The sequence below is a fragment of the Acidovorax radicis N35 genome (assembly GCF_000204195.1).
GTDB lineage: Bacteria > Pseudomonadota > Gammaproteobacteria > Burkholderiales > Burkholderiaceae_C > Acidovorax > Acidovorax radicis.
In genome coordinates this window covers 862836-888210 of record NZ_AFBG01000019.1, presented here as the reverse complement: position 1 = coordinate 888210, position 25375 = coordinate 862836, and the positions used below count along the sequence as shown (strand labels likewise).

Genomic DNA, 25375 nt, shown 5'->3' with positions numbered 1-25375 from the left:
ACTGGTTGCTGACTCCACCCGCCAGCGCCGGATGTAGTCGGTGACGGCGCTGTAGCCGCCGCGGTAGCCTTGGGCCTGTATCTGAGCAAACAAGGCACGGCCGCTGCGCCGTCCATGCTTGGGGCGATGGCTGTCGGTTGTGAGCGCTTGATGCAGGATCGGCTCGAACGCAGTTAGCTTGCCATCGAGCTTCACCCGCTCGTACTTCGGGGCAACATCGCCGGGCGCCTTGAGCCACTTCTTGACCGTGTTGCGCGACAGGCCCGTGCGCTTTGCGATCTCGCTGAGGGAGAGTTGGTCGCGCAGCCTCATGCGCCTGACCTTGCCAATCATGTCCATGGTGATCACCTTGAATCCCCTGCTGAAATTCTCAGCAGGTCAGTGGAACACCCTGGTCAATATTGGATTGGCACTTTGCGGTTTAGCTGGTCAAGATTGCATCGGCACCAACAGATAGACAGAGCTTCTGCGCAGCGCTGTCGCATTGGCGTGATCCTGACGCGCAAATGTGCTGGCTGGATCGGCCGCCTCAGCTGCAGATCTGTCGCTATCTGGATGGGGCAGTGCAGGAGGGAATGTTGGGGCGAGGTTGGCAGATCGAGCGTTTCCGAGAAGGGGACGCCATACCGCTCACGCTTCTTCCGCTGCTGCGCGGGCGAGGAGCGCTGATGCACGACATCGAAGGGCTGTCAAAGCTGTTTGGCGACGTCACGGGTGCGTGTGCGGTCAGGATCCGCTTTGAGGTGATATCCAGCGTGCAGTGTCCTCGTTTCCACGTCGACAACGTCAAGGCCCGCCTTTTGTGCACCTACAGGGGGATTGGAACGCAGTGGCTGGACGAGCGAGACGCTGATCGCTCCAAGCTGGGCGGCGGCGCGGGGGGCCTGTCCGATGAAGCCTCCGGGCTCATTCTGCATCCCGCTGCGGTGCGCACGCTTACTCCCTTTGCCATTGCTCTTCTCAAGGGGAGGCAGTGGGCTGGCATCAAGGAGCGGGGCGCCATCCACCGTTCTCCCCCGATGTCGCCAATGCATGGACCTCGGGTGTTGGTGGCCATCGACGCCCTATGACCAGACCGTTGATTGCAATCCCATCCATGACCACTGAGAGAACTCACGAATATGTCCACTGAACTCGTTTCGCATGCCAGGCTTCTGCCGGTCACGGTCCTGTCCGGCTTTCTTGGTGCTGGTAAGACTACTTTGCTCAACCACATCCTGAACAACCGCGAGGGGCGTCGCGTCGCGGTCATCGTCAACGACATGTCCGAAGTGAACATCGACGCTGAGCTGGTTCGCCAGGGCGGAGCAGAACTCTCGCGCACCGACGAGAAGCTTGTCGAGATGAGCAACGGCTGCATCTGCTGTACCTTGCGCGAAGACTTGCTGATCGAGGTGGAGCGGCTGGCGCGGGAGGGTAAGTTTGACCAACTCGTGATCGAGTCCACCGGCATCTCCGAGCCGCTACCGGTGGCAGAGACCTTCACCTTTGCAGGCGAGGACGGTAAGAGTCTCTCGGATATTGCGCGTCTGGACACCATGGTCACCGTGGTGGACGCCTACAACTTTCTCAAGGACTACAGCTCACGTGACAGCCTGCAATCGCGCGGCGAATCGCTGGGTGAGGAAGATCAGCGAACGGTGGTCGATCTGCTGGTCGAGCAGATCGAGTTTTGCGACGTGATCGTGCTCAACAAGGTGGATCTGATCACAGCGGGGCAGCGTGAGCAACTGATGGCCATCCTGCACGGGCTCAACCCGCGCGCGAAGATCGAGGTATCGGCGTTCGGCAAGGTGGCACTTGCATCGGTTCTCGACACCGGCCTATTCGACTTCGAGCAGGCATCGCAGGCGCCGGGGTGGCTCAAGGAACTGCGCGGTCAGCACACGCCAGAGACCGAGGAATACGGCATCGGCACCGTAGCCACCTTGTCACCAGGCGCAGGTTTGAATGAGTTACCCGTCAGGTCGTCGTCCCGCAGATCTGAAAACTTGGCGACTGGTACGTCGATCTTGCACACCGAATCCTTGATGGTGTTGGCCCGCGCGCGGGCTGACTGCACAAGCGTCTTTGTCGCGGCGCTCGCCGGTTTGATGTTCTTGACCATCGTAGATGTGTGTCGGCCCATGCTTGCCGATATTGCGCTGGGGCGTTCAGCAGCCGTCACGAGATGGCACCGGCTTCCGCTTGGAACTTTTTCGCCTGGCTCCGCATGCCGTCCGCGATAGGAGTCCAGATGCGCTCCGGGAAGGCTTCGGGTAGTTGTGCCTCGACAACATCGAGAGCTACATCGACCTGCTCGACCAAGCCCAGCATTCCTTCCCAAACTGCTGGTCCACCGTTCTTCATGGCCAAGTCGTACCAGTGGCGTGCACGAATGCCGTAGACGTCGTAGTGCGCGTTCTTCGATCTCAGCGCCATGGCCAGGCGCACGTCGCGCAGGTGCAATTGTCCGCGGCCCTTGCCGACATACGGCCAGACTGACAGCACGTCGTACAAGGGCGTCATTTCGTAGGTGTTGCCCTGCCGCAGGAAGATCGAGAAGTTCTTGGCGTGTCCGTCGGGCGCCGCCATGAGCCAGAAGGCCAACTGAGCAAGTTGGAAGGCCAGCCGATCCGTGGTGGCGTCCTCGCTTCCAGCCAGCAGCGCCAGGCCCGCCGCGATGGACGGACCACCATCGCTTTCATATTTCAGTCGCGGGGGCAGGCCGATTGCTTGGCAGAAATCCTCCTGGGGTAGCCGGGCAATCCACTTGTTATCGTCCATCCATTCCCGGTCGAAGCGCTCCACGATCAATGCGCGCTGGTCCTCAAAGCTGGCCATTTCGGTGTGGGCCATTGGCAGGCCGAGCGCGCCGATGATCTGGGCGCACAGCCATTCGTTCTCCACCGAGTCGAACATCTCCACCCGGCTCGTGTTGGCAATCACCCCGAGCGGAAGCTTGAAGATGTGGGTGCTCGGGGTTGCTCCGAGGGGGCGGCACCATTGGCCGTCCACCCGTGTGAAGGCGGTTTTTTCCTGCGCACCGGCCAGCGAAATTCGGAATACAGGTGCCTCGTCGCCGGGACGCATGTGCGGATCGGCGGGAACAGCGTGCAGGGCTTGGGCAACTTCCGCCTCGGTCAGCGCTTGGCACTCCACGCGGTCCCATCCGTCCGGCGTGGTTTCTTCGGGCAGCAACTGCACGGCGCCCACACAGTCGCGGCCAATGGCTTCCAGCAAGGAGAAGGCGTCCAGCGTTCGGGTCTTGAAGCGCCGTCCGATGCGCTCTCGGATGTGGTCGTTGTCAGGCAGCAGGTTGTCGAAGTAGTTCGCCACCACCTCGCCCTTGATCTCCAAGGTGCGGGTGATCGGCAGCGACAGGGACAGCGGCCGCGACTTCCCGGACTCCAGCCACGAGGGTGCGTATGTGAAGCTGTGGGTGCCGCGGGTGACCTGCCAGGTGCCGACCCATTCGCCGTTCATCCAGGCGTTGAGTGCAGCCATTACCAAGAGCCTTTTTTGGGCCGAATGACGAAGTTGCGCCGGGACGTAGGGGCAACATCCATCGTCGGATTGGCATCGCGGACCGCCTGGGCGTCGGATGAGGCCGTGCCGTCGCTGCGGCTGACGAGGGCGGACTTCGGCGGGTACCTGCCTGCGCTGGTTAACGGCTCTACGCGCCATTGACCGCCGGAAGGTGTCTTGATATCAAGCTGCGGCACGGGCTTCTTTTTGGGAAGGAGGGCGGATTCGGATGCAAGCGACCTTGCACCGGGGGAAAACCGGTCTGACGCGCCGTCCGCACTATCGTCGCGCAGCACCATTGAGACGCTCAGAGCGGACAGCACCTTCATCAGTTGGTCTACGCTGACGACCCCTGGGTTGTTCTCGATTTCTGCGATCCGTGCCTGCCCCACCCCGAGCAACTTCCCAAGGGCCGCTTGCGTCAAGCCACGCGCCTTGCGCAGAGCTCTCAGGTGCTCACGGAGTTGGCTTGGAAAGTGGACAGGAAAGTTCATACGGCTTATGTATTAAAGCCAATATACACGCCATGACCAATAATTTCAACATACTGGCTATGGTGCATGTTGTGAAAAAACTTGCCAGAACCGATATGTCAAAGTCCTGATGGCGCCATCCGGCGAAGTCCAGCGTGCTCCAGGAGTGTCATAATGGGCTGCGAGCAAGGTGGTTCGATTCCACATGCTTCTTCGGACAGTTTGGTGTACCCAGCGGTGTACCCAAGGAACTGGAAGAGTGGGAAAAAGTGAGTGTTGGCGCGGGTTCCAGGGACTTTTTAGAACCAGCCCCAGCCACCATTCAACAATCCGCAGACGTCCACAGGCGTCTAGCAGATGCAAAAAGCCCTAAGTAAATCAACTGCTTAGGGCTTTTTTCTTGTCCGCAGGTGTTTATGTTGTCCGTGCCAAGCCAGCCACTTGTGGGGGCAACTTTGGGGGCAACGGCTCAATTCGGGACAGCTGTCCTCAAAAGTTGCCCCAATGCCTCTGGCAGACACCACAATTCACCGCGTTCTTCGCGGCATCCAGTACATAAGCCCTTGATCCCTAAAGGATTCAAGGGTTTTTGCATTGAGCGTCTCCCTGCCTGGCCGATGCGGCCACGCATACAGCCAGGCTCGGCATCGGCAGAGGCTGTCGGCGCGCAGTGGACGCCCGCCTCGTTTGCCTTCCCCATAGTGCGGTTTCGCAGACCCTGCCGCCCCCGGGCAGCGCAAAGCCAGGCGTGGCTTTCCGAACAGGTTTCTGGGCGTTGTGTGTAGCGGGATCGGACGGGTTTTGAGCGTCGCGAAGCCGCCGGGCAGAGCGGCCCTGGGTGCTGTCATCCCAGGACCCCATGTCGCCCAAATGGGGGACATACAAATGGGCACGACTCAGATAGTCTTTCCCGGCTTTCAAGGGGAGGACGGGGTTTGGACTTTGTACACGTTCGGCCGGTTGGCGTCCCCTGTTCAATCTCCACATCGCAAGACCATGACGAAACCGACGAACCGCGCGGCCCCAGTCCGCCTCCCCTTCGCCGCCATACGCGCGTCCGCTCCAACTCCCGCGTATCGGCTGGTCCGTCCGGCGAGCCTTGGTCTCGCAGCCCTCCTTTGGCAGATCAACGCCGGCGCTGCCGTGGGCTGGAATGTCGATGCATCCATGGCCGCCCCCAGAGCGCAGCATGCAGGCGCTTTGATGGACGATGGTTCGGTCGCTGTTTTTGGTGGCGTCAACCGGGACGGGTTCGTCGGAGGCAGCGAGCGCTATGCCGGGGCGGCTTGGACCTCTCTGGGGCTCCATGGGATTGAGGGCAATGTGACGGAGGCGGTCACGCTGGGGACCGGCCATGTGCTCGTCCGGTCGGACGGCAGCCTGAGCGCACGGCTGTACGACCCTGTGGCCAACACCTGGGCTCCCGGGGGGACGCAGACTGTATCTCGCAGCCTGCCGTCGATGACGCTGCTGGCCAACGGCAAGGTCCTGGTGGCGGGGGGCACTAACCTCGCCACAGCAGAACTGTACGACCCGCAGACCCGCAGCTGGACGGCGACAGGCAGCATGTCGGTGGTGCGCCGTGGACACGGGGCTGTGCTGCTGCGCGACGGCCGCGTTCTGGTGGCTTCAGGGTACAACAACGTCGCTGGCGAAGTGCCGGTGGCTGAAATTTATGACCCAGCCACTGGCACTTGGGCGGCGGTGGCTCCCCCGCTGGTGCCGCGCCACTATGCCAGCCTGACCCTGCTTCCGGATGGCAGGGCGCTTCTGGCAGGGGGATTCACGGCGGGTGGCGTCACCACGCATGCAGAAATCTATGACCCGTTGTCCAACACCTGGACCGTCACTGGTGCCCTGAGCTTTGCCCGCAATGGTGCAATGGGTTCGCCGCTGGCCCATGCCACGGTGCTTGCCTCAGGCCGGGTGTTGATGGCTGGTGGCTCGGATGGTGCGAGAAACACGCAGCCTGCCGCAGAGCTCTATGACCCCGCATCGGGCACGTGGGCGGCCGCTGGGTCGATGGCGACGGGTAGGGAGAATGGCACGGCCAACCTGTTGCCCAACGGCGACGTGCTGCTGGCGGGTGGATACAACAGCAATCCCACCCTGACCTTCCACAGCACGGTCGAACGTTACACACCGGCCGTGCCCCCGGGGCCTGCGCCGGTGCTGGATGCGCTGCCGCTGCTGCTGCAGCGCGCCGGTGCTGCGCTGACCTTCACGGGCACCGATTTCAAGGGCGCTACGGGCACAAGCACGCCCCAGCTCCAGTTGCAGCGCGCAGAGAACGGAGCGATCCATACGTGGTCCCCGGTCAGCCATACCGCCAACAGCTTCACGTCGCCCGCCCTGGGCACTTTGCCGGCCGGGTTGTACATGGCGAGGTTGGTCGTGGATGGCGTGCCCTCCGTGGCACGGCTGGTCCGGTTTACCGACCCTGTGGGTACACCCATGGGCACACCAGGCGATGGGCAGGCGACCGTGAGCTGGGCGCCGCCCGTCGACACCCGTGGCAATCCGCCGGACGGTTACACCGTTACCTCCAGCCCCGCCAGTGCGGGTTGCACCGCCACGGCGCCTTTGACGGTTTGCACGGTGCCGGGGCTGGCGAATGGCACCCCCTACACCTTCACGGTGCAGGCGCAGCACCCCAATGGCCCAGGGCCCTTGTCGGTGGCCTCTGCGCCTGTGACGCCTGGGACCCGGCAGTACAGTGGGCCTACGCCGGGGGGGGGCATCATCAACGTAGTGGTCGGGGGCGGTGGGGCTACCTGCACCCTGATTGGGGTGGACACCTACGCGACGACACCCCCCGCAGGCGCACCGCCACAGCTTTCTTTTCCGTATGGCGTATTCCGGTTTCGGGCCAGCGGCTGCGTGAATGGAAGCACGCTTCAGGTCGCCATCACCTACCCGAACCCTCTTGCGCCGCAAACGGAGTTCTGGAAGCATGGTCCTGCAACTCCCGCAGCTGCAGCCACATGGTTTGAATACCCCGGGGTCACGCTCAGCCCTGATCGTAGGACGGTGACTTACTCCATCACCGACAACGGGGTGGGCGACAGTGACAGCGCCAGCGGTGTCATCCTGGACCCGTTTGGCGCTGCGGTGCTTGCCGGAAACCCTGTCGCGGTGCCCACGCTTTCTCCCGCCGGGCTTTCACTCACAGCCTTGTTGCTCGCTGCCTTGACGGGCTGGGGCCGCAGGGCGAAGCGCTTCGGAAGATAGCGCCCTCGCAGCGGCCGGGCAATGCTGGCTGCGTCCATGCAAAAGCCCCGACATCACTGCCGGGGCTGTTGCACTGTGAGCCCCAGAACCTGCCCTGGGGCCTCGTTCATGGCATCCGATGCGGTGAGGGCTCTCACAGTTGGTTATCATTGAAGCAGTTTTTTGGAGGCAGCTCTGGGGACCACTGGCTTGTTTTCAAAGTCGTCGTTTCCAGCGTTTGTGCGGGTTCTAGGCGTTCTTTGGTAGAGCCCCCGCCACCCAATAAAAGCCCTTGATTTTTGCCAATCAAGGGCTTTTTCCATTCTGAATGCGGCGCTGGGTTGTGCCTTGGGTGTGCTTTTTACAGGGCGCCTCTCCAGCGCCCCGGTTGCTCGAAACGGGTTTTCCCGCGGCGCCGCATTCGATGTTTGTGCCCACCCAGGCAGTCGCCCGTGCGTGCAGACCCGTCCCCATCGTTTCGACATTTGACCCATGCCCCTTTTGAAGGACACCACCCTCGGTATCGACTTTGGCACTTCCAACTCCGCGATGGCCGTGCGCCAGGGGGCGGGGTTGGCGCGGATGATTTCGCTGGAGGGGAGTGCGCACACACTGCCCACCGCGTTGTTTTTTAATGCCGAGGACCATCGCACGCACTTTGGCCGGGATGCCGTGGGGCAGTACCTGGCGGGCACCGAGGGGCGACTGATGCGATCGCTCAAGAGCCTGCTCGGCAGTGCGCTGCTCCAGGACAAGACGGCGGTGCACAACAAGATGGTGAGCTACCAGGACATCATCAGCCTCTTCTTGCGCATGCTGGTGCAAAAGGCGCGCGATGAGCTGGGCGGCATGCCCGCCCGGGTGGTGATGGGGCGCCCGGTGCATTTCGTGGACGGGGATGCCGACCGGGACCAGCAGGCGGAAGATGCGTTGCGCCAGGCGGCACTGGACGCGGGGTTTGCCGAGGTGTCGTTCCAGCTGGAGCCGATTGCCGCAGCGCTGGACTACGAGCAGCGCATCGCGCACGAGTCGCTGGTACTGGTGGTGGACATTGGGGGCGGGACGTCGGACTTCACGGTGGTGCGGCTCGGGCCTGAGCGCATGGCGCGCGCTGAGCGCGGCAGCGACGTGCTGGCCACTACCGGCGTGCACGTGGGTGGCACCGACTTTGACCGGCGGCTGAGTCTGGACCTGTTGATGCCCTTGCTGGGATTTCGGCATACCGGGCCCACGGGGCGCGAGGTGCCCAGCCGGGTGTTCTTTGATTTGTCCACCTGGCACCTGATCCAGTGGTTGTACTCGCCGCGCGCGCTGCGCGATGCGCAGAACCTGCGCACGGACTATTCAGACGCACGGCTGCACGCGCGGCTCATGCGGGTGCTGCACGAGCGCCTGGGGCACCGCATGGCCAACACGGTGGAGCAGGCCAAGATTGCAGCCTCGCTGGCCGATGCCGAAGCGCCCATGCCACTGGACTGGATCGAGGCTGGACTTGGCGCCGCCGTGACGCCGGAGGGACTGGCACAGTTTCTGTTGCAACCCCTCGAACAGGTGGTGGCCTGCGCGCACGAATGCGTTCAGCTGGCGGGCCTGGGTCTGCAGGGGCTTGATGCGATCTATCTCACCGGGGGCTCGTCGGCCCTGCGGCCGCTGCGCCAGGCGCTCAAGGCCGCGTTTCCCGCTACCCCGCAGGTCGAAGGCGATCTGTTCGGCGGGGTGGCGGCCGGATTGGCAGTGTCGGGGCGATAGATCTGGAAGAGGTGCAGCGGCGCCACGGCCGATGGGGGGAGTTCGCCGTAGCGAGTAGGTTTGCTATTGAAAATATAGCTGCTTGCGCTTTCCTATCAAGCGCTAGGTGCTATTTAGCCTCAAATCCAAGGCTTCGTCAGTCTCCGGCGTCGCCTGCTTCGTCTTCATCGTCCGCACCGCTGCGCTTCCACGCCAGTGCCGTGTCGTACAGCACGTTGCGCGATGCACCCGTGATCTCGGCTGCCAGGCGCACGGCGGTTTTCAGTGGCAGCTCCTGCACCAGCAGGCGCAACACGCGCAGGCTGGCGCCATCGTCGCTGGCCACCGCCACCGGGTGCAGCAGCACCACAAACTCGCCGCGCGAGCGCTGGGGGGCGCCGTCGAGCCACGCCGTGAGCTCACGGGCGGGCCGTGTGGTCACTTCCTCGAACTGTTTGGTCAATTCCCGCGCCAGGGTTACCGGGCGATCGCCCAGCACCGCCAGAGCCTGGGCCAGTTCGTTGATGCGGTGGGGGGCTTCGAGCAGCACCACGCAGCGCGGCTCGTGGGCCAGCTGCTGCGCAATCACCGTGGCGCGTTCGGCATTCTTGACGGGCAGAAAGCCCGCAAACACGAAGCCGCCATGTTCGGTGCTGTGGGCCACGGCGCCTGCCACGCTCAGCGCCGTGGTGATGCTGCTGGCGCCGGGCAGGGGCACGGCACGCAGGCCGGCCGCCTGCACGGCGGCCACCAGCCGGGCACCGGGGTCGCTCACGCCAGGCGTGCCTGCGTCGCTCACATACACCACGCGCTGCCCCTGCTGCAGCCGCTGCACCACGTTCTGGGCAGCCTCGGCCTCGTTGTGCTGGTGCACGGCCAGCAACTGCGCGGCACCTTTGTCGATGCCGTAGGCGCGCAGCATGGATTGTGTATGGCGCGTGTCCTCGCAGGCCACGGTGTCGGCCATCTGCAGCACATGCAGCGCGCGCAAGGTGATGTCGGCCAGGTTGCCGATGGGCGTGGCCACCACGTACAGGGCGCCCTCGGGATAATGCTGCGCAGCCGCCGCTTCGCGCGCGGCGCCCTGGGCTGAAGCGAAAGATGCGCTCAATGAAATTCCTTGGAAAGAGAAAACCGGCGGGGGCACCCGGTCTGGCTGCCAAAACCACCACCACGCGTGAACGCGGCAATGTGGCGGAGGACCAGGCCCTGGCCCATCTGCAGGCAGCCGGCCTGCAACTGGTGGTGCGCAATTATCGGACGCCCGGGCGTGGTGGTGGCGAGATCGACCTGGTGATGCGCGAACGGGACGGCACGCTGGTGTTTGTCGAAGTGCGCAGCCGTGCAGGCAGTGCCTTTGGGGGCGCTGGGGCCAGCATCAGTGCCACGAAGCAGCAGCGCATCATTTTTGCAGCCCGGCACTACCTGCTGCGCATGCCTTCCCCGCCGCCCTGCCGCTTTGACGTGGTGCTGGTCGAGGCATCGACGCAGTGGCTCAAGGCGGCCTTCGATGCGCAGTAGGTGCGTCCGTCCCCCATGGCCATTTTGGGCGCCAGCGCAATGCCGGTGACTACGGTTTGCTACAAAAGCTGTAACACGCGGCGGGTATCATCGGGCCCTCATGCTTGAGCAACGCATCCAACAGCATTTCATCGACAGCGCTGACCTGAAGTACCAGGCCGCGCAGGTTTTGAGCCATCCCATCGCCGCCGCCGTGCAGGCCGTCCTGGCCTGTGTGACCAGCGGCGGCAAGGTGATGGCCTGCGGCAATGGCCCCTCGGCCGCCGAGGCGCAGCAGTTCGCCGCGTTCTGTGTGGCCGGTTTCGAGCGTGAGCGGCCCGAGCTGGCGGCGCTGGCCCTCACGTCCGACAGCACCTTGCTCACCGCTGCGGCGGGCGGCAGCCACGATGCCGCGCAGCAGTTTGCCCGCCAGGTGCGGGCGCTGGGCCAGGCGGGGGACGTGCTGCTGGCCCTGTCGGTCACCGGCAACGACGCCAACCTGCTGGCCGCCGCCGAAGCCGCCCACGAGCGCGACATGACCGTGGTGGTGCTGGCTGGCCGCACGGGCGGCAAGCTGGCCGCCATGTTGCGCGAGACCGATGTGTTGATCAGCGTGCCCCACGACCGCGCCGCACGCGTGCGAGAAGTCCATGCCCTGGTGCTGCATTGCCTGAGCGACGGCGTGGACGCCCAGTTACTTGGTGAACAGGAGATTCCGCTATGAAGCAAACAACCATGAACCGTACTGAGCGCACGGTGTGCACCGTGCTGGCCGCTGCCGCCCTGGCGGCGGGCCTCTCGGCCTGCGCGCCGTTGATCGTCGGAGGCGCGGTGGTGGGCGGCGTGATGGCCGTGGACCGCCGCACGACCGGCACGCAAATCGAAGACGAAGGCATCGAGCTGCGTGCCGCCAACCGCATCCGCGAAACCCTGGGCGACCGCGCCCACGTCAACGTGACCAGCTACAACCGCCAGACCCTGCTGACGGGCGAGGTGCCCAGCGCCCAGGACCGCCAGACTGTCGAGCAGATCGTGTCGCAGGTGGAGAACGCGCGCTCGGTGGTCAATGACCTGGCCGTGTTGCCCGCCAGCAGCTTGAGCCAGCGCTCCAACGACACCTTCATCACGGGCAAGGTGCGCGCCAGTCTGGTGGACGCCCAGGACATCTCGGCCAACTCCTTCAAGGTGGTGACCGAGCGCAACATCGTCTACCTGATGGGCCGCGTATCGCAGCGCGAGGCCAACCGAGCCACCGAGATCGCCCGGGGCGTGAGCGGCGTGAGCAAGGTCGTGCGCGTGTTCGAGATCGTCTCGGAAGAAGAGCTGCGCCGCATCGCACCGCAGCCCGCGCCCGTGACCACGGACAACAGCGCATCGCCCGGCGGCTGAAAGCAGTCGGTCGGTCAGGCTCGATAGCCTGCACAACCGCTGAACAAAAAATCCCGGCGCGCACCAAGCGGCCGGGATTTTTTGTGGGCGGCTCACACCGAACGCGGCGGCGAAGAACTGGCGCTGCATGCCCCCTTGGGGGCTGAGGCCTGCGGCTCCAAACCTGCCTGCGCAGGCAGGTTTGGACAGGCCGAAGAGGCCGCGCCTCTGGCGCGTGCTACCGAGGCGCCGCAGGCAACTCAGGGGAACCGGCCAGGGCGCCTACTTCAGCCTTTTGACAAGGCTCGACGTGTCCCAGCGGTTGCCGCCCATCTTCTGCACATCGGCGTAGAACTGGTCCACCAGTGCCGTCACGGGCACGCGTGAGCCGTTGCGCTTGGCTTCGTCGAGCACCAGGCCCAGGTCCTTGCGCATCCAGTCCACGGCAAAGCCGAAGTCGAACTTGTCGTCCACCATGGACTTGCCACGGTTGTCCATCTGCCAGCTCTGGGCTGCGCCCTTGCCGATCACGTCGAGGACTTGTTTCATGTCCAGGCCCGCGTTCTGACCAAACGCCACCGCCTCGGACAGGGCCTGCACCAGTCCGGCAATACAGATCTGGTTGACCATCTTGGCCAGCTGGCCCGCGCCGCTTTCACCCAGCAGCGTGAAGGCGCGCGAGAACGCCATGGCCACCGGCTGGGCGGCCTCGAAGGCTGCCGCATCGCCACCACACATCACGGTGAGCAGACCGTTCTGCGCACCGGCTTGGCCGCCCGACACGGGCGCATCCACAAACTGCAGGCCCAGGGCCTTGGCAGCTGCGTGCAGCTCGCGCGCCACTTCGGCCGACGCGGTGGTGTGGTCCACAAAGACCGCGCCCGGCTTCATGCCCGCAAAGGCGCCGTCCGCGCCCAGCGTGACGGAGCGCAGGTCATCGTCGTTGCCCACGCAGCAGAACACGATGTCCGCGCCCGCAGCGGCTTCGTGCGGCGTTGCAGCGTGTTTTGGCGCCTTGGCGCTTGCATACTCTGCGCACCAAGCTATTGATTTAGTAGCGGTCCGGTTGTACACCGTCACCTCATGCCCGGCCAGTGCAAGGTGTCCGGCCATCGGGTAGCCCATCACACCCAAGCCCAGAAAGGCGACCTTGCGGGAAGGGGTGGCGTCGTAGTTGCGGGGGTTGGTGCTTGGCATGGAAATGGTTCTTGTGAGAAAAGGCAGCCATGTCGGCGGCGTTTGAAACTGGCGCGGCCGGGGCCAGCGGACGCCGTGGAACTGGCTTTGCCAGGCCACTGGCGCCGTCCTCCTTCCCGCGCGCCGCGCGAGAGAAGGGGGAAGCGGCGCAGCCGCTCAGGGGGGTGTCACACAATCGCGAAATGCTCGGTACCCGACGCAAGGTCGGGCGACTTGGCGCGCTGGCTGTTGAGCTTGATCTGCAGGCGCAGGTCATTGAGCGAGTCGGCGTTGCGCAGCGCATCTTCGTACGTAATCAGGTTGGCCTCGTACAGGTCGAACAGCGCCTGGTCAAAAGTCTGCATACCGAGGTTGCGGCTCTTCTTCATGATCTCCTTGATTTCGTGGACATCGCCCTTGAAGATCAGGTCGGAGATCAGCGGTGTATTGAGCATGATCTCCACGGCGGCTGCCCGGCCCTTGCCGTCCTGCTTGGGGATCAGGCGCTGCGACACCATGGCGCGCAGGTTGAGCGACAGGTCCATCAGCAGCTGCGGACGGCGCTCTTCAGGGAAGAAGTTGATGATCCGGTCCAGCGCCTGGTTGGCGCTGTTGGCGTGCAGCGTGGCCAGGCACAAGTGGCCGGTTTCCGCAAAGGCCACGGCATGCTCCATGGTTTCGCGGTCGCGGATTTCGCCCATCAGGATCACGTCGGGCGCCTGACGCAGCGTGTTCTTCAGGGCTGCTTCCCAGCTGTCGGTGTCCAGGCCCACTTCGCGCTGCGTGACCACGCAGTTCTTGTGCGGGTGCACGAATTCCACCGGGTCTTCCACCGTGATGATGTGGCCGAACGAGTTCTCGTTGCGCCAGTCCACCATGGCGGCCAGCGTGGTCGACTTGCCCGAGCCCGTGGCACCCACCAGGATGCACAGGCCGCGCTTGGCCATCGTCACTTCCTTGAGCACCTGGGGCACGCCCAGTCCGTCGATGGTGGGCAATGTGAGCGGAATCGTCCGCATCACCATGCCAACCTTGCCCTGCTGGATGAACGCGTTCACCCGAAAGCGCCCGATGCCCGCGGGCGAGATGGCGAAGTTGCACTCCTTGGTGCGCTCGAAGTCCGCCACCTGTTTGTCGCTCATCACTGCGCGCGCCAGCGTGAGCGTATGGTTGGGCGAGAGTGGCTGGGGCGACACTTTTGTCACCTTGCCGTCCACCTTGATGGCGGGCGGAAACTCCGCGGTGATGAACAAGTCGCTGCCGTTGCGGCCCACCATCAACTTGAGCAGGTCATTGATGAATTTACTGGCCTGATCGCGTTCCATCAGAGTTTCTCCCGGGTCTGTTCGTCGGTCGGTCGACCGTGGGTCTTGGTTCGCCGCATCATTATTTCTGGTTGTCGCTCAGGCGGGCACTCACTACACGCAGGCGCAGCGACAGCTTGCGGGCCAGCAGCGCAATCAGGCTGGCGGCCAGCTGCGGGTCCTTGGTCATCATGTCGTCCATGGCTTCGGCGCTCAGCACGGCAATTTCGCAGTCCGTGAGCGTGGTGCAGGCCGAAAAGCGGATGCCGCTGTCCAGCAGCGACATCTCGCCCAGGATGTCGCCCGGCCGTGTCTCGGCCAGGCGCAGTTGCTCGCCCCAGGGCTGCACGCGGTCCACGGCGATGGTGCCGGTGAGCAGCACCACCATGAAGTTGCCGTACTCGTCCTGGCGGATCACGTCGCGGTTGGACGGAATGGCCGCAAATTCGAAGAAGCGCTCCATGCGCTCCACGGCGTCCTTGTCCAGGTGCGCCATGTATTTGTCCTTGGCCCACAGCCCCTGCAGCAGCTTGCCGCCACGGCTCGTGGGCAGGCGCTTGGCGCCCACTTCCACCGCACGGGCTTCCCAGGGCACCAGCATCGAATCGTCCACGCCCTGGCCGGCAAAGGCCGTGGAGAACAGCACGGAATCCGTGTGATCCTCCGCGGGCTTGCCACCCCGGGTTTTCATTTTCAGAAGGCTCAGAATGCCTTTCATACAGTGCTCCGGTGTGCGGCACATCGTGAGGCCGCTAGGTACATGGGTGGGCGCAGATCAGCCAGGGAAATTCTCAGGAATCTTGGCCTTGGCGCGCGCCTCGGCGGGGCTGATGATGTTGCGCCGCACGAGGTCGGTGAGGTTCTGGTCCAGCGTCTGCATGCCGACGCTGTTGCTGGTCTGGATGGTGGAGTACATCTGCGCCACCTTGGCCTCGCGGATCAGGTTGCGGATGGCGCTGGTGCCCAGCATGATTTCGTGTGCCGCCACGCGGCCCGAGCCATCCTTGGTCTTGCACAGCGTCTGCGAAATCACGGCCTGCAGCGATTCGGAGAGCATCGCACGGACCATTTCCTTTTCTTCGGCGGGGAACACGTCGATGATCCGGTCGATGGTCTTGGCGGCGCTGGACGTGTGCAGCGTGCCGAACACCAAGTGGCCCGTTTCCGCCGCCGTCATGGCCAGGCGGATGGTTTCCAGGTCGCGCATTTCGCCCACCAGGATGGCGTCCGGGTCTTCGCGCAGCGCGGACTTCAGCGCGGCCGCGAACGACAGCGTCATCGGGCCCACTTCACGCTGGTTGATCAGGCACTTCTTGGACTCGTGCACGAACTCGATCGGGTCTTCCACCGTGAGGATGTGGCCGTACTCGGTTTCGTTGAGGTAGTTCACCATGGCTGCGAGCGTGGTGGACTTGCCCGAGCCCGTGGGGCCGGTCACCAGCACGAGGCCGCGAGGTTTGAGGGCCAGGTCGCCGAAGATCTTGGGCGCATTGAGCTGCTCCAGCGTCAGGATCTTGCTCGGAATGGTCCGGAACACGGCGGCCGCGCCGCGGTTCTGGTTGAAGGCGTTGACCCGGAAACGTGCCAGGCCTTCGATTTCGAACGAGAAGTCGACCTCGAGGAACTCTTCATACGTCTTGCGCTGCGAGTCGCTCATGATGTCGTACACCATGGCATGCACCGTCTTGTGGTCGAGCGCATCGACGTTGATGCGCCGCACGTCGCCGTGGACCCGGATCATGGGCGGCAGGCCTGCGGAAAGGTGCAGGTCAGAGGCCTTGTTCTTGACGCTGAACGCGAGCAGTTGGGTAATGTCCACGGAGTCCCTCTATCGTTTGGTACGCTTGCCAAACATTATGACCACGATTGCTAACAACCTCCAACAGGTTCTGGGCAGGATGGCGCAGGCATGCAAAGCTGCCGGGCGCGATCCGGCCGGCGTTTCCCTGCTGGCGGTTTCCAAGACCTTTGGCGCCGACGCCGTGGCCGAGGCCGTGGCCGCCGGCCAGCGCGACTTTGGCGAGAACTACATCCAGGAAGGGGTGGACAAGATCGTCGCCCTGCGCACTGCCCAGCCCGGCGTGGCGCTGCAGTGGCACTGCATCGGGCCCATCCAGAGCAACAAGACGCGCCTGGTGGCCGAGCACTTTGACTGGGTCCACACGGTGGACCGCCTGAAGATCGCCGAGCGCCTGTCGGCCCAGCGCCCGGAGCATCTGGCGCCGTTACAAATATGCGTGCAGGTCAACATCGATGGCGGCCCCACCAAGTCGGGCGTGGCGCCGACTGAGGCCTTGGAATTGGTTCGCGCTGTCGCGAAACTGCCACGGCTGGTGGTGCGTGGGATCATGAGCATTCCGGACCATGCTCCTGAATTTGAAGCACAACGCGCCCTTCATGCGAGCGCCAAGGCGCTTTTCGACCAGATAGCGGCGCTGCAGGAACCCCGCCTCGAGCGCTTCGACACCCTGTCCCTGGGCATGACGGCCGACCTGGAGGCCGCCATCCACGCCGGCAGCACCCTCGTGCGCGTGGGCACCGGCATCTTCGGCGGCAGAAACTAGAGGGCAACCCCCTGTGGCGCTGCGCGCCTCGGTGCTGGCCGCCGCAGTCGGCAGCTCTTCAGGCCGTCCAAGCCTGCGCAGGCAGGCTTGGAGCCGCGGCCCTCAGCCCCTTCTCTCGAATTGCTACGCAATTCGGGAAGGGGGACACCGCCAGCGCTGCGGGGCGGCCCTTGCGCGGCGGTCACTGGCTTGAAGCGTGTCGGTATTGAACGGCGCGGGGAAAAGGCGCACGTAGGGGGGCGCCGCTCCTGCCTTACCTGCCGGTGAAACGCCCCACGCAGTCCAGTGCTGCTGTCACATCCGCCTCGCTCACGTCCAGATGCGCCACCCAGCGCAGGCGGGTGGCGACGCCGTACAGGCTGCTCGTCACCCGCACGCCGTGCTCGGCCAGCCAGGCCGTGAAGGCCGGGGCCACATCCGCATGCAGGTCGGTGAAGAGGATGTTGGTCTGCCAGGGGTGGACCGTGATCTTGCCCTGCAGCACCGGATGGCTCTGGTTGATATCGCTCAGCCCCTGGGCCAGACGCGCCAGGTTCGCGTGGTCGTCGGCCAGGCGGCGCACGTGGTGCTCCAGCGCGTAGTGGCCCGCAGCGGCCAGCACGCCGGCCTGGCGCATGCCGCCGCCCAGGATCTTGCGGGTGCGGCGGGCCTGGCGGATGAAGTCGCGCGTGCCCAGCACCAGCGAACCCACGGGCGCGCCCAGGCCCTTGCTCAGACACAGCGACGCCGAATCGAAATGGCTGCACAGCGCACGCGCCTCGTCATACACATCGGTGCCGTGGCGCGCCGCATTGGCCGTGGCGGCGTTGAACATCCGTGCGCCGTCCAGGTGCATCGCCAGCCCCCGGCTGCGCGCCAGCTGGGCCACCTCGGCGACGTAGGCGGGCGGCAGCACCTGGCCGCCGGTCGTGTTCTCCAGCACCACCAGGCGGGTGCGCGCGAAATGCGGGTCGTCCGGCTTGATGGCAGCGGTGATGTCGCTGACGCGCAGCGTGCCATCGGGCTGGGTTTCCACGGGCTGAGGCTGGATGGAGCCCAGCACCGCCATGCCGCCGGCCTCCCAGCGGTAGGTGTGCCAGCTCTGGCCCACGATGGCCTCGTCGCCGCGCTGGCAGTGGCCCCACAGCGCAATCAGGTTGGTCTGCGTGCCCGAGGGCGCGAACAGCGCGGCCTCGAAGCCCAGCAGCTGCGCCGCATGCTCCTGCAGTGCGTTCACCGAAGGGTCGTCGGCAAACACATCGTCGCCCAGCGGGGCCTTGAACATGGCCTCGCGCATGGCGGGCGTGGGCTGGGTGACGGTGTCGCTGCGAAAGTCGGGCATGGGCGCGGTCCTTGTGGGTCGGGTCAATGAATGCAATGACCGGCCATGGTAGCGGCGCTCCGTGGCGGCTGCCGCTGTGGGGTTACGGCCCCTTCCCAAGCCGCGGCGTCAGGGCCGGTTCATCTTGCAGTCGGTGCCTTGCGCCAGCTCATTGCCGGTGTAGGCCGCATCGGTGCGAAAGCCGTAGTTCGTGCCTTCCCAACCGGCCTTGACCGTCTTGCCGTCCACCGGCGCGATGGTGTTGACCACCTGCGGCAGCAGCAGCTGGTGGTCCTCGCCGCGCATGCGCACGGGGCCCACCACCGAGTCGATGGTCAGCTCTTCCAGCGCGCGTGCCACCTTCACCGGGTCCGTGGACTGGGCCTTGTTGATGGCCGCCGCCAGAAAGCGTGGCGTCATCTCGATGCGTGGTGCAAGGAAGTCCTTGGTCGTCTTGGCCTTGTAGGCCTTGGCCAGCGCATCCACTTTGGGCGTATCGGCCTGGCCCGGGTGCCATTCGGCCACCCAGGTCAGCTGGCCCTGTTTGGCCTGCGACACCGCCAGCACCGTGCCAGGAATGGAGCCCGCGCTGTGATTGAAGTAGCGCAGGTTGTAGCCCGCATCGCCCGCAGCCTTGAGCAGCAGCGTCATGTCCTGCCCCCAGTTGCCGGTGATGACCGAGTCGGCCTCGCTGCTCTTGACCTTGGCGAGGTAGGGCGCAAAGTCCTTCACGCGGCCGATGGGGTGCAGCGCCTCGCCCACGAACTGGATGTCGGGCCGCGCCAGACCCACCATTTCGCGGCCGTAGTGCGCCCACTGCTTGCCGTGCGCGTAGTCCTGGTTCAGCAGATACACCTTCTTGATGTCCGGCTGCTTCTTGATGTAGTTGGCAATGGCCTTCATCTTCATGGCCGTGTTGGCTTCAAACTGGAAGTGCCAGAAGTTGCACGCCTTGCCCGTCAGCTCGGGGTCGATGGACGAGTGGTTCAGCACCAGGATCTCCTTGCCCGGGTTGCGCTGGTTGTGGCGCGCTGCGGCCTGCACCAGCGCCGTGACCACCGATGAGCCCGAGCCGCCGGTCACGATGGCCTTGGCGCCCTGGTCGATGGCGGCCTGCAGCGCGCTCTGGCTCTCCTGCGCCGAGAGCTTGCTGTCGAACTGCAGCAGCTGCAGCTTCATGCCCTTGAGCACGCCACCCTTGGCGTTGATGTCCTCGATGGCGTACTGCGTGTGCGTGAGCATCAGCTCGCCCACGTTGGCGAACGGGCCGGACAGCGGGTCGATGTAGGCGACCTTGAAGGTCTCCTGCGCGCTGACGGCCGTGCCGATGAGCAAGGCTGCCGCGGCGGCCAGTGGGGTGGTGAGGAAGGCGGTATTCATGGTGTCTTTGTCTCCTGTCGTTGTAAGGCTTGTCTTGGTCTGATGGGGCGCCGCCGCAGAGGGGCGTGGGGTGCTATGCGGTGTCCCGCTTGCGGGTGCGCCGCAGGCCCAGCACGCGCCAAGCCAGTTGTGCCAGCTCCTGCGCCACCTCGTCCTGCGACAGGCGGCCGTCGGGCCGGTACCAGTTGTAGAGAAAGCCGGGCAGGCTGCACGCGGCCAGCGCGGTGATCTTGGTGTCGTTGAACTCGAACATGCCGTCGTCGCGGCCCTGTTCGAGCAGCGCGCACAACTGGTCGTAGAAGTGGTTCGCCAGATGCTTTTGCGCCGCCAGGTACTCGGGCCGGTAGACCTGCGGCTCGCGGTACGGGAAGAACGCCGACGGGTGGTGCGCCAGCGTCGCGCGAATCAGCCGCTCGATGCCCTCCGTCACCTTCACATGCGCAGGCCGGTCATCGTCCGCCGCAAAGTCCATCGCAGTGAAACACGCCACGGCAGGCGCCCACGACAGCGTCTCGAAGATCTCCTGCTTGTTGCGGAAGTAGTAGTACACAAAGGGCTTGGTCACGCCCAGCTGCTGCACGATCTGCTCGATGGTGGTGTTGGCGTAGCCCTGCGCATCGAACAGCGCCTCGGCTGCGCGCAGGATGCGTTCACGCTTCTCGTCCGACCCGGCCGTGGCGGCCTTCTGGCGGCCGCTGGCCTGCACGGGGGGCTGCTGGTTCATCGGTGTCCTTTGCGCGACGTTTGATTTATACCCATGGGTAGCATTGTTCTACCGAGCGGTATATATTGGCAAGACGCTGGCGGGTGCGGCCACCCAGAGAAAACCCTGAGTGGCCGCCAAGAACCAGCGATTCCAGACACCTCGGAGACAACGCCATGCCTTCTGCCGCACCGCAGCTGCCGCTGCACGAACACCTGCGCCGCCACGCGCGCGAAACGCCCGACCGCATCGCCTACCTCTGGTACGGCCAGCCCCTCACGTGGGCGCAGCTTGATGCGGCCAGTGATGCATTTGCCGCGCGCCTGCAGGCGCTGGGTGTGGCCAAGGGCGAGCCCGTGGCGCTGTTCATGAACAACTGCCCGCAGTACGTGATGGCGCACTACGGCATCCAGAAGATCGGCGCCATCGTCTGTCCTTGCGGGCCGCTGAACAAGGAGCATGAGCTGGAGTACCAGCTCACCGACCTGCAGGCGCGCGTGATCGTCGCGGCCGATGTGCTGCTGCCCGTGGTGGACAAGGTGCGCGCGAAGACCGCGCTGCAGCAGGTGTTTGTGGTGCGCTATGCCGAGCTGCTGCCCGAGGGCGCGCCCAGCATCGACGTACCCGCCGAGCTGCTGGCCATGCGCGCCGCCATGGCGCCGGTGCCTGCGGGCTGCGAAGACTTCCTGGCCGCCACCCGCACAGGCGCGATGCCCACGCCCGTGGCGCTGTCGATGGACGACGTCTCGCTGATGACCTACACCTCGGGCACCACCGGGTTACCGAAGGGCGCGATGCTGAGCTATGGCAATGCCACGTTCAAGACCGCTGCCTCGGCCGACTGCAACGGCATGACGCCGCACGAAACGCTGCTGGCCGTGGCGCCGCTGTACCACATCGCCGGCATGGTGATGGGCGTGAACCTGCCGGTCTACACCGGCGCCACCGCCGTGCTGCTGTACCGTTTTGACCCACTGGGCGTGGCCCAGGCTCTGGAGCGCCACCGCGTGACCTGGTGGTACAGCATCGCGCCCATGAACGGCGCGCTCATGCAGGTGCCAGGCGCACGCGACATGGACTGGAGCGCGCTGCGCCGCAACCCGGTCACGAGCTTTGGCATCACCTTCACCGAGGCGCTGGCGCAGCAGTGGCAGCAGTTCGCGCCGAACTGCATTGCGCACGAGGCGGCCTATGGCCTGTCGGAAACCCACACGGTGGATACCGCCATGCCGGTGGACGCCATTCGCTGGGGCACCCAGGGCAAGCCCGTGCCGGGTAACACCCTGCGCATCGTCGACCCCGACACCGGCACACCGCTGGCCGTTGGCGATGTGGGCGAGATCACCATCCACGGCCCCGGCAACTTCAAGGGCTACTGGAACAAGCCCGACGCCACGGCCAAGACCCTGCGTGACGGCTGGGTCTACACCGGCGACATGGGCAAGATCGATGCGGATGGCTATGTCACCTTCATCGGCCGTTTCAAGGAAATGATCAAGGTTTCGGGCTACAGCGTGTTCCCCGAAGAGGTCGAGACCTTGCTCATCAAACACCCCGCCGTGGCCCAGGCCGCTGTGATTGGCGTGCCCGATGCAGAAAAGGGCGAGGTGGTGCGCGCCTTCATCGTCAAGAAGCCCGGCCAGGAGTTGGACGCCGCCGGCCTGGTGGCCTGGTGTCGCGAGAACATGGCCCCCTACAAAGCCCCGCGCGAGGTGCGTTTCATCGACGCACTGCCCGCCACTGGCGCTGGCAAAGTGCTGCGCCGCCTGCTTCGGGATATTGCTTGATTGAGTGAGAAATTGGCTGTTTGCGCCTGATGAATATGCGCTGGCAGCTATACAAAATATAGCGACTGCCCCATGCCATCTTCTGTTCTGTTCACCAAAGTGCTGGTTGCCAACCGGGGCGAAATCGCACTGCGCACTGTGCGCGCCCTGCACGACCTGGGCATTGCCAGCGTGGCCGTGTATGCCGACGATGACGCCGCCAGCCCCCATGTGCACGCAGCCAGTGCGGCCGTGGCACTGGGCGCCACCGGCCCGGCGGCGTACCTGGACGGCGCACGCCTCATCACCATTGCCCAGGCGCAGGGCTGCGATGCCGTGCACCCGGGCTACGGCTTCTTGAGCGAGCGTGCCGACTTTGCCCGCGCGTGCGCCGAGGCGGGGCTGCGCTTCATCGGCCCCACGCCTGCGCAGCTCGCGCTGTTCGGCGACAAGGCGCAGGCCCGTGCGCTGGCGCAGCAGCAGAGCGTGCCGCTCATGCCTGGCACGCAGGCGGCGGTGACGCTGCAGGAGGCGCAGGCCTTCTTTGGGCAGCACGCCCATGCAGGCATCGTGATCAAGGCCATCGGTGGCGGCGGCGGGCGGGGCATGCGTGCGGTGGCGTCGGCCGATGACTTGCCCGCTGCCTACGCGCGCTGCCGCAGCGAGGCGCAGGCCGCCTTTGGTGTGGACGGCGTGTACGTGGAGCGCCTGATGGGCAACGCCCGCCATATCGAGGTGCAGGTGCTGGGCGACGGACGCGAAGTGATCGCGCTGGGCGAGCGCGAATGCACGCTGCAGCGGCGCTTTCAGAAGGTGGTGGAGATCGCGCCCAGCCCTTCGCTGCCCGCAGCGCTGCGCGAGCGCATCACCACCGCCGCACTGTCCATGGCGCGGGCGGTGCAGTACGAAGGCCTGGGCACCTTCGAGTTTCTGGTGGACTTGGCGTCGAGCGACCTGCCGTTTGTCTTCATCGAATGCAACCCGCGCCTGCAGGTGGAGCACACCATCACCGAAGAGGTCACCGGCGTGGACCTGGTGCAGGCGCAGATCGCGCTGGCCGCGGGCCGCACGTTGCAAGACATCGGCCTCGACCCTGCCGCACCGCCTGCCGTGTTGGGCTTTGCGGTGCAGTGGCGCATCAACGCCGAGACGCTGGATGCGCAGGGCGGCGCCACGCCCGGCAGCGGCACGCTGAAGCGCTTTGACCTGCCCACAGGCCCCGGCGTGCGTGTGGACACCCATGGCGCAGCGGGCGCCGCGCCGTCACCGCACTACGACACGCTGCTGGCCAAGCTCATCGTGCACACGCGCAGCCCGCGTTTTGCCGATGCGCTGCGCCGCTCGCAGCGCGCGCTGGCCGAGTGCCGCATCGACGGTGTGGCCACCAACCTCGCGCTGCTGCAGGCGCTGGCAACACGGCCTGAGATGGAGAGCCAGCAGGTGCACACACGCTGGCTGGAATCCGTGTTGCCTGAATTGCTAAATGCTTCAAAAAACATAGCTGCTAGCGCTTATCCATCAAGCGCTAGCGGCCAAAAAGACTCAAATTTCTCAATGCCTGCACCCGAAGGCGCCGTGCTGGCCCCCATGCCCGCCCGCCTGGTGCAGCTCAGCGTGGCCGAGGGCGACGTGGTCGCTGCCGGCGCCGAGCTGGCCGTGCTCGAAGCCATGAAGATGGAGCATGTGCTGCTGGCCCCACACGCGGGCCGCGTCGGCGCGCTGCTGGCCGTGGCCGGTGGCTACATCGCGCAGGGGCAGCCGCTGCTGGTGCTGGACGCGGTGGATGAGGCGGCCGATGTCGAAGTGCAGGGCGGTATGGCACATGACCCGCACCACATCCGCGCCGACCTGCAACGCGTGATCGACCGCCACGCCTTCACGCTCGACGCGGCGCGCCCCGACGCCATGGCCAAGCGCCACGCGCAAGGTGGCCGCTCCGCGCGCGAGAACATTGCCGACCTGTGCGACGACGGCAGCTTCATCGAATATGGCGCCCTCGCCATCGCCGCGCAGGCGCGCCGCCGCAGCAAGGAGGACCTGATTGCCAACACGCCCGCCGATGGCATGGTCACGGGCATTGGCGGCATCAATGGCGCACTGTTTGGCGACGAGAAGTCCCGCGCCGTGGTCATGTCGTACGACGCCACCGTGCTGGCTGGCACCCAGGGCGCGCGCAACCACGCCAAGACCGACCGTATGCTCGGCATCGCGCTGGCGCAGAAGCTCCCGGTGGTGCTGTTTGCCGAAGGCGGCGGTGGACGCCCGGGCGATACCGACATGCCCATCGTGGCAGGCCTGCACGTGCACACGTTTGCCAGCTACGCCGCACTGTCGGGCCAGGTGCCGGTGATCGGCATCGCGGCGGGGCGGTGCTTTGCGGGCAACGCGGCGCTGCTGGGCTGCAGCGATGTGATCATCGCCACGCGCGGCAGCAACATCGGCATGGGCGGCCCGGCCATGATCGAAGGCGGCGGACTGGGCGTCTTCAAGCCCGAGCAGATCGGCCCCAGCCGCGTGCAGCATGCCAATGGCGTGATCGACGTGCTGGTGGACGACGAAGCCGGGGCGGTGCAGGCTGCGCGCCACTACCTGTCGTTCTTCCAGGGCCGCACATCGCAGTGGTCTGCACCCGACCAGCGCCTGCTGCGCGCCGTGGTGCCAGAGAACCGCCTGCGCGTGTACGACACCCGCACGGCGATGGCGGGCCTGGTCGACGAGGGCAGCCTGCTGCTGCTGCGCACCGGCTTCGGTGCCGGCATCCACACCGCACTCGCGCGCATCGAAGGCCGCCCCGTGGGCCTGCTGGCCAACAACCCGCAGCACCTGGGCGGCGCCATTGACGCCGATGCGGCCGACAAGGGCGCGCGCTTCATGCAGCTGTGCAATGCACATGGCCTGCCCATCGTGAGCCTGGTGGACACACCCGGATTCATGGTCGGCCCCGAGGTCGAAGCCACGGCCCAGGTGCGCCACGTGAGCCGCCTGTTCGTCACCGCCGCCAGCCTGCGTGTACCCACCTTCAGCGTGGTGCTGCGCAAGGGCTACGGCCTGGGTGCCATGGGCATGACGGCCGGGGGCTTCCATGCGCCCGTGTTCACTGTCGCCTGGCCCACAGGAGAGTTCGGCGCCATGGGGCTCGAAGGCGCAGTGCGCCTGGGCTTTCGCAAGGAGCTGGAGGCGCTGCCCGAAGGCGCCGAGCGCGATGCGCTGTTTGCCAAGCTGCTGGCCAAGTCCTACGCCAATGGCGAGGCGATGCACATGGCCGCCACGCTGGAGATCGACGCGGTGATCGACCCGGCTGACACGCGGGCGTGGCTGGCGCGCGGGTTGGCATCGGCGCAGGTGGCGCAGCTGGGGCACCGTTTCGTGGACACGTGGTGATAAGCTGACCCGCTG

Annotated in this window: 21 protein-coding genes; 10 read left to right on the top strand and 11 right to left on the bottom strand. The window is 65.4% G+C overall.

Annotated elements, in window-relative coordinates:
• A partial coding sequence (locus ARADN35_RS0113805) for a helix-turn-helix domain-containing protein (RefSeq protein ID WP_244265903.1) occupies positions 1-339 on the bottom strand: 339 nt, incomplete at its 3' end.
• 86 nt (positions 340-425) lie between these two features.
• On the opposite strand from ARADN35_RS0113805, the gene ARADN35_RS26360 reads away from it, so the two are divergent.
• A complete protein-coding gene (locus tag ARADN35_RS26360) occupies positions 426-1070 on the top strand; it encodes a DUF1826 domain-containing protein (RefSeq protein ID WP_341864661.1) in 645 nt (214 codons plus the stop codon).
• A 51-nt stretch (positions 1071-1121) separates the two neighbouring features.
• Positions 1122-2228 carry a GTP-binding protein gene (locus ARADN35_RS26355; protein WP_010463069.1) on the top strand — a complete coding sequence of 369 codons (1107 nt, stop codon included), beginning with the start codon at positions 1122-1124 and terminating at the stop codon, positions 2226-2228.
• On the opposite strand, the gene ARADN35_RS0113790 is transcribed toward ARADN35_RS26355, so the two are convergent.
• Together ARADN35_RS0113790 and ARADN35_RS0113785 are read right to left on the bottom strand one after the other, a co-directional pair.
• Positions 2164-3486, bottom strand: coding sequence for a type II toxin-antitoxin system HipA family toxin (locus tag ARADN35_RS0113790; RefSeq protein WP_010463066.1), 1323 nt, complete (start codon positions 3484-3486; stop codon positions 2164-2166). The two genes, ARADN35_RS26355 and ARADN35_RS0113790, sit on opposite strands and share 65 nt — an antisense overlap.
• Entirely contained in the window at positions 3486-4001 is a 516-nt protein-coding gene (locus ARADN35_RS0113785) for a helix-turn-helix domain-containing protein (protein ID WP_029414012.1), read from the bottom strand. Before ARADN35_RS0113785 ends, ARADN35_RS0113790 begins: the two co-directional genes overlap by 1 nt.
• Positions 4002-5147: 1146 nt before the next feature.
• Here ARADN35_RS0113785 and ARADN35_RS26975 point away from each other — a divergent pair.
• Together ARADN35_RS26975 and ARADN35_RS0113775 are read left to right on the top strand one after the other, a co-directional pair.
• On the top strand, positions 5148-7211 hold the full coding sequence (locus tag ARADN35_RS26975) for a choice-of-anchor U domain-containing protein (RefSeq protein ID WP_244265902.1): 2064 nt from the start codon (positions 5148-5150) through the stop codon (positions 7209-7211).
• Positions 7212-7682: 471 nt separating this feature from the next.
• Positions 7683-8939 carry an Hsp70 family protein gene (locus tag ARADN35_RS0113775; RefSeq protein ID WP_010463060.1) on the top strand — a complete coding sequence of 419 codons (1257 nt, stop codon included), beginning with the start codon at positions 7683-7685 and terminating at the stop codon, positions 8937-8939.
• 136 nt (positions 8940-9075) lie between these two features.
• On the opposite strand, the gene rsmI is transcribed toward ARADN35_RS0113775, so the two are convergent.
• A complete protein-coding gene (rsmI, locus tag ARADN35_RS0113770) occupies positions 9076-10029 on the bottom strand; it encodes a 16S rRNA (cytidine(1402)-2'-O)-methyltransferase (protein WP_010463059.1) in 954 nt (317 codons plus the stop codon).
• Here rsmI and ARADN35_RS0113765 point away from each other — a divergent pair.
• The 3 genes from ARADN35_RS0113765 to ARADN35_RS0113755 all read left to right on the top strand — a co-directional run bounded on the left by ARADN35_RS0113765 (position 10029) and on the right by ARADN35_RS0113755 (position 11807).
• Positions 10029-10439, top strand: a complete 411-nt coding sequence (locus ARADN35_RS0113765; protein WP_010463057.1) for a YraN family protein — start codon at positions 10029-10031, stop codon at positions 10437-10439. The genes rsmI and ARADN35_RS0113765 overlap by 1 nt on opposite strands.
• A 100-nt stretch (positions 10440-10539) precedes the next feature.
• Entirely contained in the window at positions 10540-11142 is a 603-nt protein-coding gene (locus ARADN35_RS0113760; RefSeq protein WP_010463055.1) for an SIS domain-containing protein, read from the top strand.
• Positions 11139-11807: a BON domain-containing protein gene (locus tag ARADN35_RS0113755; protein ID WP_010463053.1), complete on the top strand. Its 669-nt coding sequence runs from the start codon at positions 11139-11141 to the stop codon at positions 11805-11807. The genes ARADN35_RS0113760 and ARADN35_RS0113755 overlap by 4 nt, the downstream gene beginning before the upstream one ends.
• A 261-nt stretch (positions 11808-12068) precedes the next feature.
• Here ARADN35_RS0113755 and ARADN35_RS0113750 read toward each other — a convergent pair whose 3' ends face one another.
• The 4 genes from ARADN35_RS0113750 to ARADN35_RS0113735 all read right to left on the bottom strand — a co-directional run bounded on the left by ARADN35_RS0113750 (position 12069) and on the right by ARADN35_RS0113735 (position 16085).
• Positions 12069-12983 (bottom strand): NAD(P)-dependent oxidoreductase, encoded by a 915-nt coding sequence (locus tag ARADN35_RS0113750; RefSeq protein ID WP_010463051.1) that lies wholly within the window; start codon positions 12981-12983, stop codon positions 12069-12071.
• Between the two features lie 167 nt (positions 12984-13150).
• On the bottom strand, positions 13151-14287 hold the full coding sequence (locus ARADN35_RS0113745; protein ID WP_010463050.1) for a PilT/PilU family type 4a pilus ATPase: 1137 nt from the start codon (positions 14285-14287) through the stop codon (positions 13151-13153).
• 61 nt (positions 14288-14348) lie between these two features.
• The gene (locus ARADN35_RS0113740) at positions 14349-14984 is read right to left on the bottom strand and encodes a Crp/Fnr family transcriptional regulator (protein ID WP_010463048.1); all 636 of its coding nucleotides are present in this window, start codon (positions 14982-14984) and stop codon (positions 14349-14351) included.
• Between the two features lie 57 nt (positions 14985-15041).
• Positions 15042-16085 carry a type IV pilus twitching motility protein PilT gene (locus ARADN35_RS0113735; RefSeq protein ID WP_010463046.1) on the bottom strand — a complete coding sequence of 348 codons (1044 nt, stop codon included), beginning with the start codon at positions 16083-16085 and terminating at the stop codon, positions 15042-15044.
• Between the two features lie 37 nt (positions 16086-16122).
• Here ARADN35_RS0113735 and ARADN35_RS0113730 point away from each other — a divergent pair, with 37 nt between their 5' ends.
• On the top strand, positions 16123-16830 hold the full coding sequence (locus ARADN35_RS0113730) for a YggS family pyridoxal phosphate-dependent enzyme (protein WP_029414011.1): 708 nt from the start codon (positions 16123-16125) through the stop codon (positions 16828-16830).
• Between the two features lie 253 nt (positions 16831-17083).
• On the opposite strand, the gene ltaE is transcribed toward ARADN35_RS0113730, so the two are convergent.
• The 3 genes from ltaE to ARADN35_RS0113715 all read right to left on the bottom strand — a co-directional run bounded on the left by ltaE (position 17084) and on the right by ARADN35_RS0113715 (position 20234).
• The gene (ltaE, locus tag ARADN35_RS0113725; protein WP_010463042.1) at positions 17084-18151 is read right to left on the bottom strand and encodes a low-specificity L-threonine aldolase; all 1068 of its coding nucleotides are present in this window, start codon (positions 18149-18151) and stop codon (positions 17084-17086) included.
• A 108-nt stretch (positions 18152-18259) separates the two neighbouring features.
• A complete protein-coding gene (locus ARADN35_RS0113720) occupies positions 18260-19510 on the bottom strand; it encodes a branched-chain amino acid ABC transporter substrate-binding protein (protein WP_010463040.1) in 1251 nt (416 codons plus the stop codon).
• A 73-nt stretch (positions 19511-19583) separates the two neighbouring features.
• The gene (locus ARADN35_RS0113715) at positions 19584-20234 is read right to left on the bottom strand and encodes a TetR/AcrR family transcriptional regulator (protein ID WP_010463038.1); all 651 of its coding nucleotides are present in this window, start codon (positions 20232-20234) and stop codon (positions 19584-19586) included.
• Positions 20235-20389: 155 nt separating this feature from the next.
• On the opposite strand from ARADN35_RS0113715, the gene ARADN35_RS0113710 reads away from it, so the two are divergent.
• Both ARADN35_RS0113710 and ARADN35_RS0113705 read left to right on the top strand, forming a co-directional pair.
• A complete protein-coding gene (locus ARADN35_RS0113710; protein ID WP_010463036.1) occupies positions 20390-22000 on the top strand; it encodes an AMP-binding protein in 1611 nt (536 codons plus the stop codon).
• A gap of 87 nt (positions 22001-22087) precedes the next feature.
• The gene (locus ARADN35_RS0113705; RefSeq protein ID WP_029414010.1) at positions 22088-25360 is read left to right on the top strand and encodes an acetyl-CoA carboxylase family protein; all 3273 of its coding nucleotides are present in this window, start codon (positions 22088-22090) and stop codon (positions 25358-25360) included.
• Positions 25361-25375: the final 15 nt, after the last annotated feature.

Bases quoted from the DNA above. Each gene is read 5' to 3' on its own strand.
- ARADN35_RS26355 (WP_010463069.1), top strand. From the start codon at position 1,122: ATGTCCACTGAACTCGTTTCGCATGCCAGGCTTCTGCCGGTCACGGTC.
- ARADN35_RS0113790 (WP_010463066.1), bottom strand. From the start codon at position 3,486: ATGGCTGCACTCAACGCCTGGATGAACGGCGAATGGGTCGGCACCTGG.
- ARADN35_RS0113785 (WP_029414012.1), bottom strand. From the start codon at position 4,001: ATGAACTTTCCTGTCCACTTTCCAAGCCAACTCCGTGAGCACCTGAGA.
- ARADN35_RS26975 (WP_244265902.1), top strand. From the start codon at position 5,148: ATGGCCGCCCCCAGAGCGCAGCATGCAGGCGCTTTGATGGACGATGGT.
- ARADN35_RS0113775 (WP_010463060.1), top strand. From the start codon at position 7,683: ATGCCCCTTTTGAAGGACACCACCCTCGGTATCGACTTTGGCACTTCC.
- ARADN35_RS0113765 (WP_010463057.1), top strand. From the start codon at position 10,029: ATGAAATTCCTTGGAAAGAGAAAACCGGCGGGGGCACCCGGTCTGGCT.
- ARADN35_RS0113760 (WP_010463055.1), top strand. From the start codon at position 10,540: ATGCTTGAGCAACGCATCCAACAGCATTTCATCGACAGCGCTGACCTG.
- ARADN35_RS0113755 (WP_010463053.1), top strand. From the start codon at position 11,139: ATGAAGCAAACAACCATGAACCGTACTGAGCGCACGGTGTGCACCGTG.
- ARADN35_RS0113750 (WP_010463051.1), bottom strand. From the start codon at position 12,983: ATGCCAAGCACCAACCCCCGCAACTACGACGCCACCCCTTCCCGCAAG.
- ARADN35_RS0113745 (WP_010463050.1), bottom strand. From the start codon at position 14,287: ATGGAACGCGATCAGGCCAGTAAATTCATCAATGACCTGCTCAAGTTG.
- ARADN35_RS0113740 (WP_010463048.1), bottom strand. From the start codon at position 14,984: ATGAAAGGCATTCTGAGCCTTCTGAAAATGAAAACCCGGGGTGGCAAG.
- ARADN35_RS0113730 (WP_029414011.1), top strand. From the start codon at position 16,123: ATGACCACGATTGCTAACAACCTCCAACAGGTTCTGGGCAGGATGGCG.
- ltaE (WP_010463042.1), bottom strand. From the start codon at position 18,151: ATGCCCGACTTTCGCAGCGACACCGTCACCCAGCCCACGCCCGCCATG.
- ARADN35_RS0113720 (WP_010463040.1), bottom strand. From the start codon at position 19,510: ATGAATACCGCCTTCCTCACCACCCCACTGGCCGCCGCGGCAGCCTTG.
- ARADN35_RS0113715 (WP_010463038.1), bottom strand. From the start codon at position 20,234: ATGAACCAGCAGCCCCCCGTGCAGGCCAGCGGCCGCCAGAAGGCCGCC.
- ARADN35_RS0113710 (WP_010463036.1), top strand. From the start codon at position 20,390: ATGCCTTCTGCCGCACCGCAGCTGCCGCTGCACGAACACCTGCGCCGC.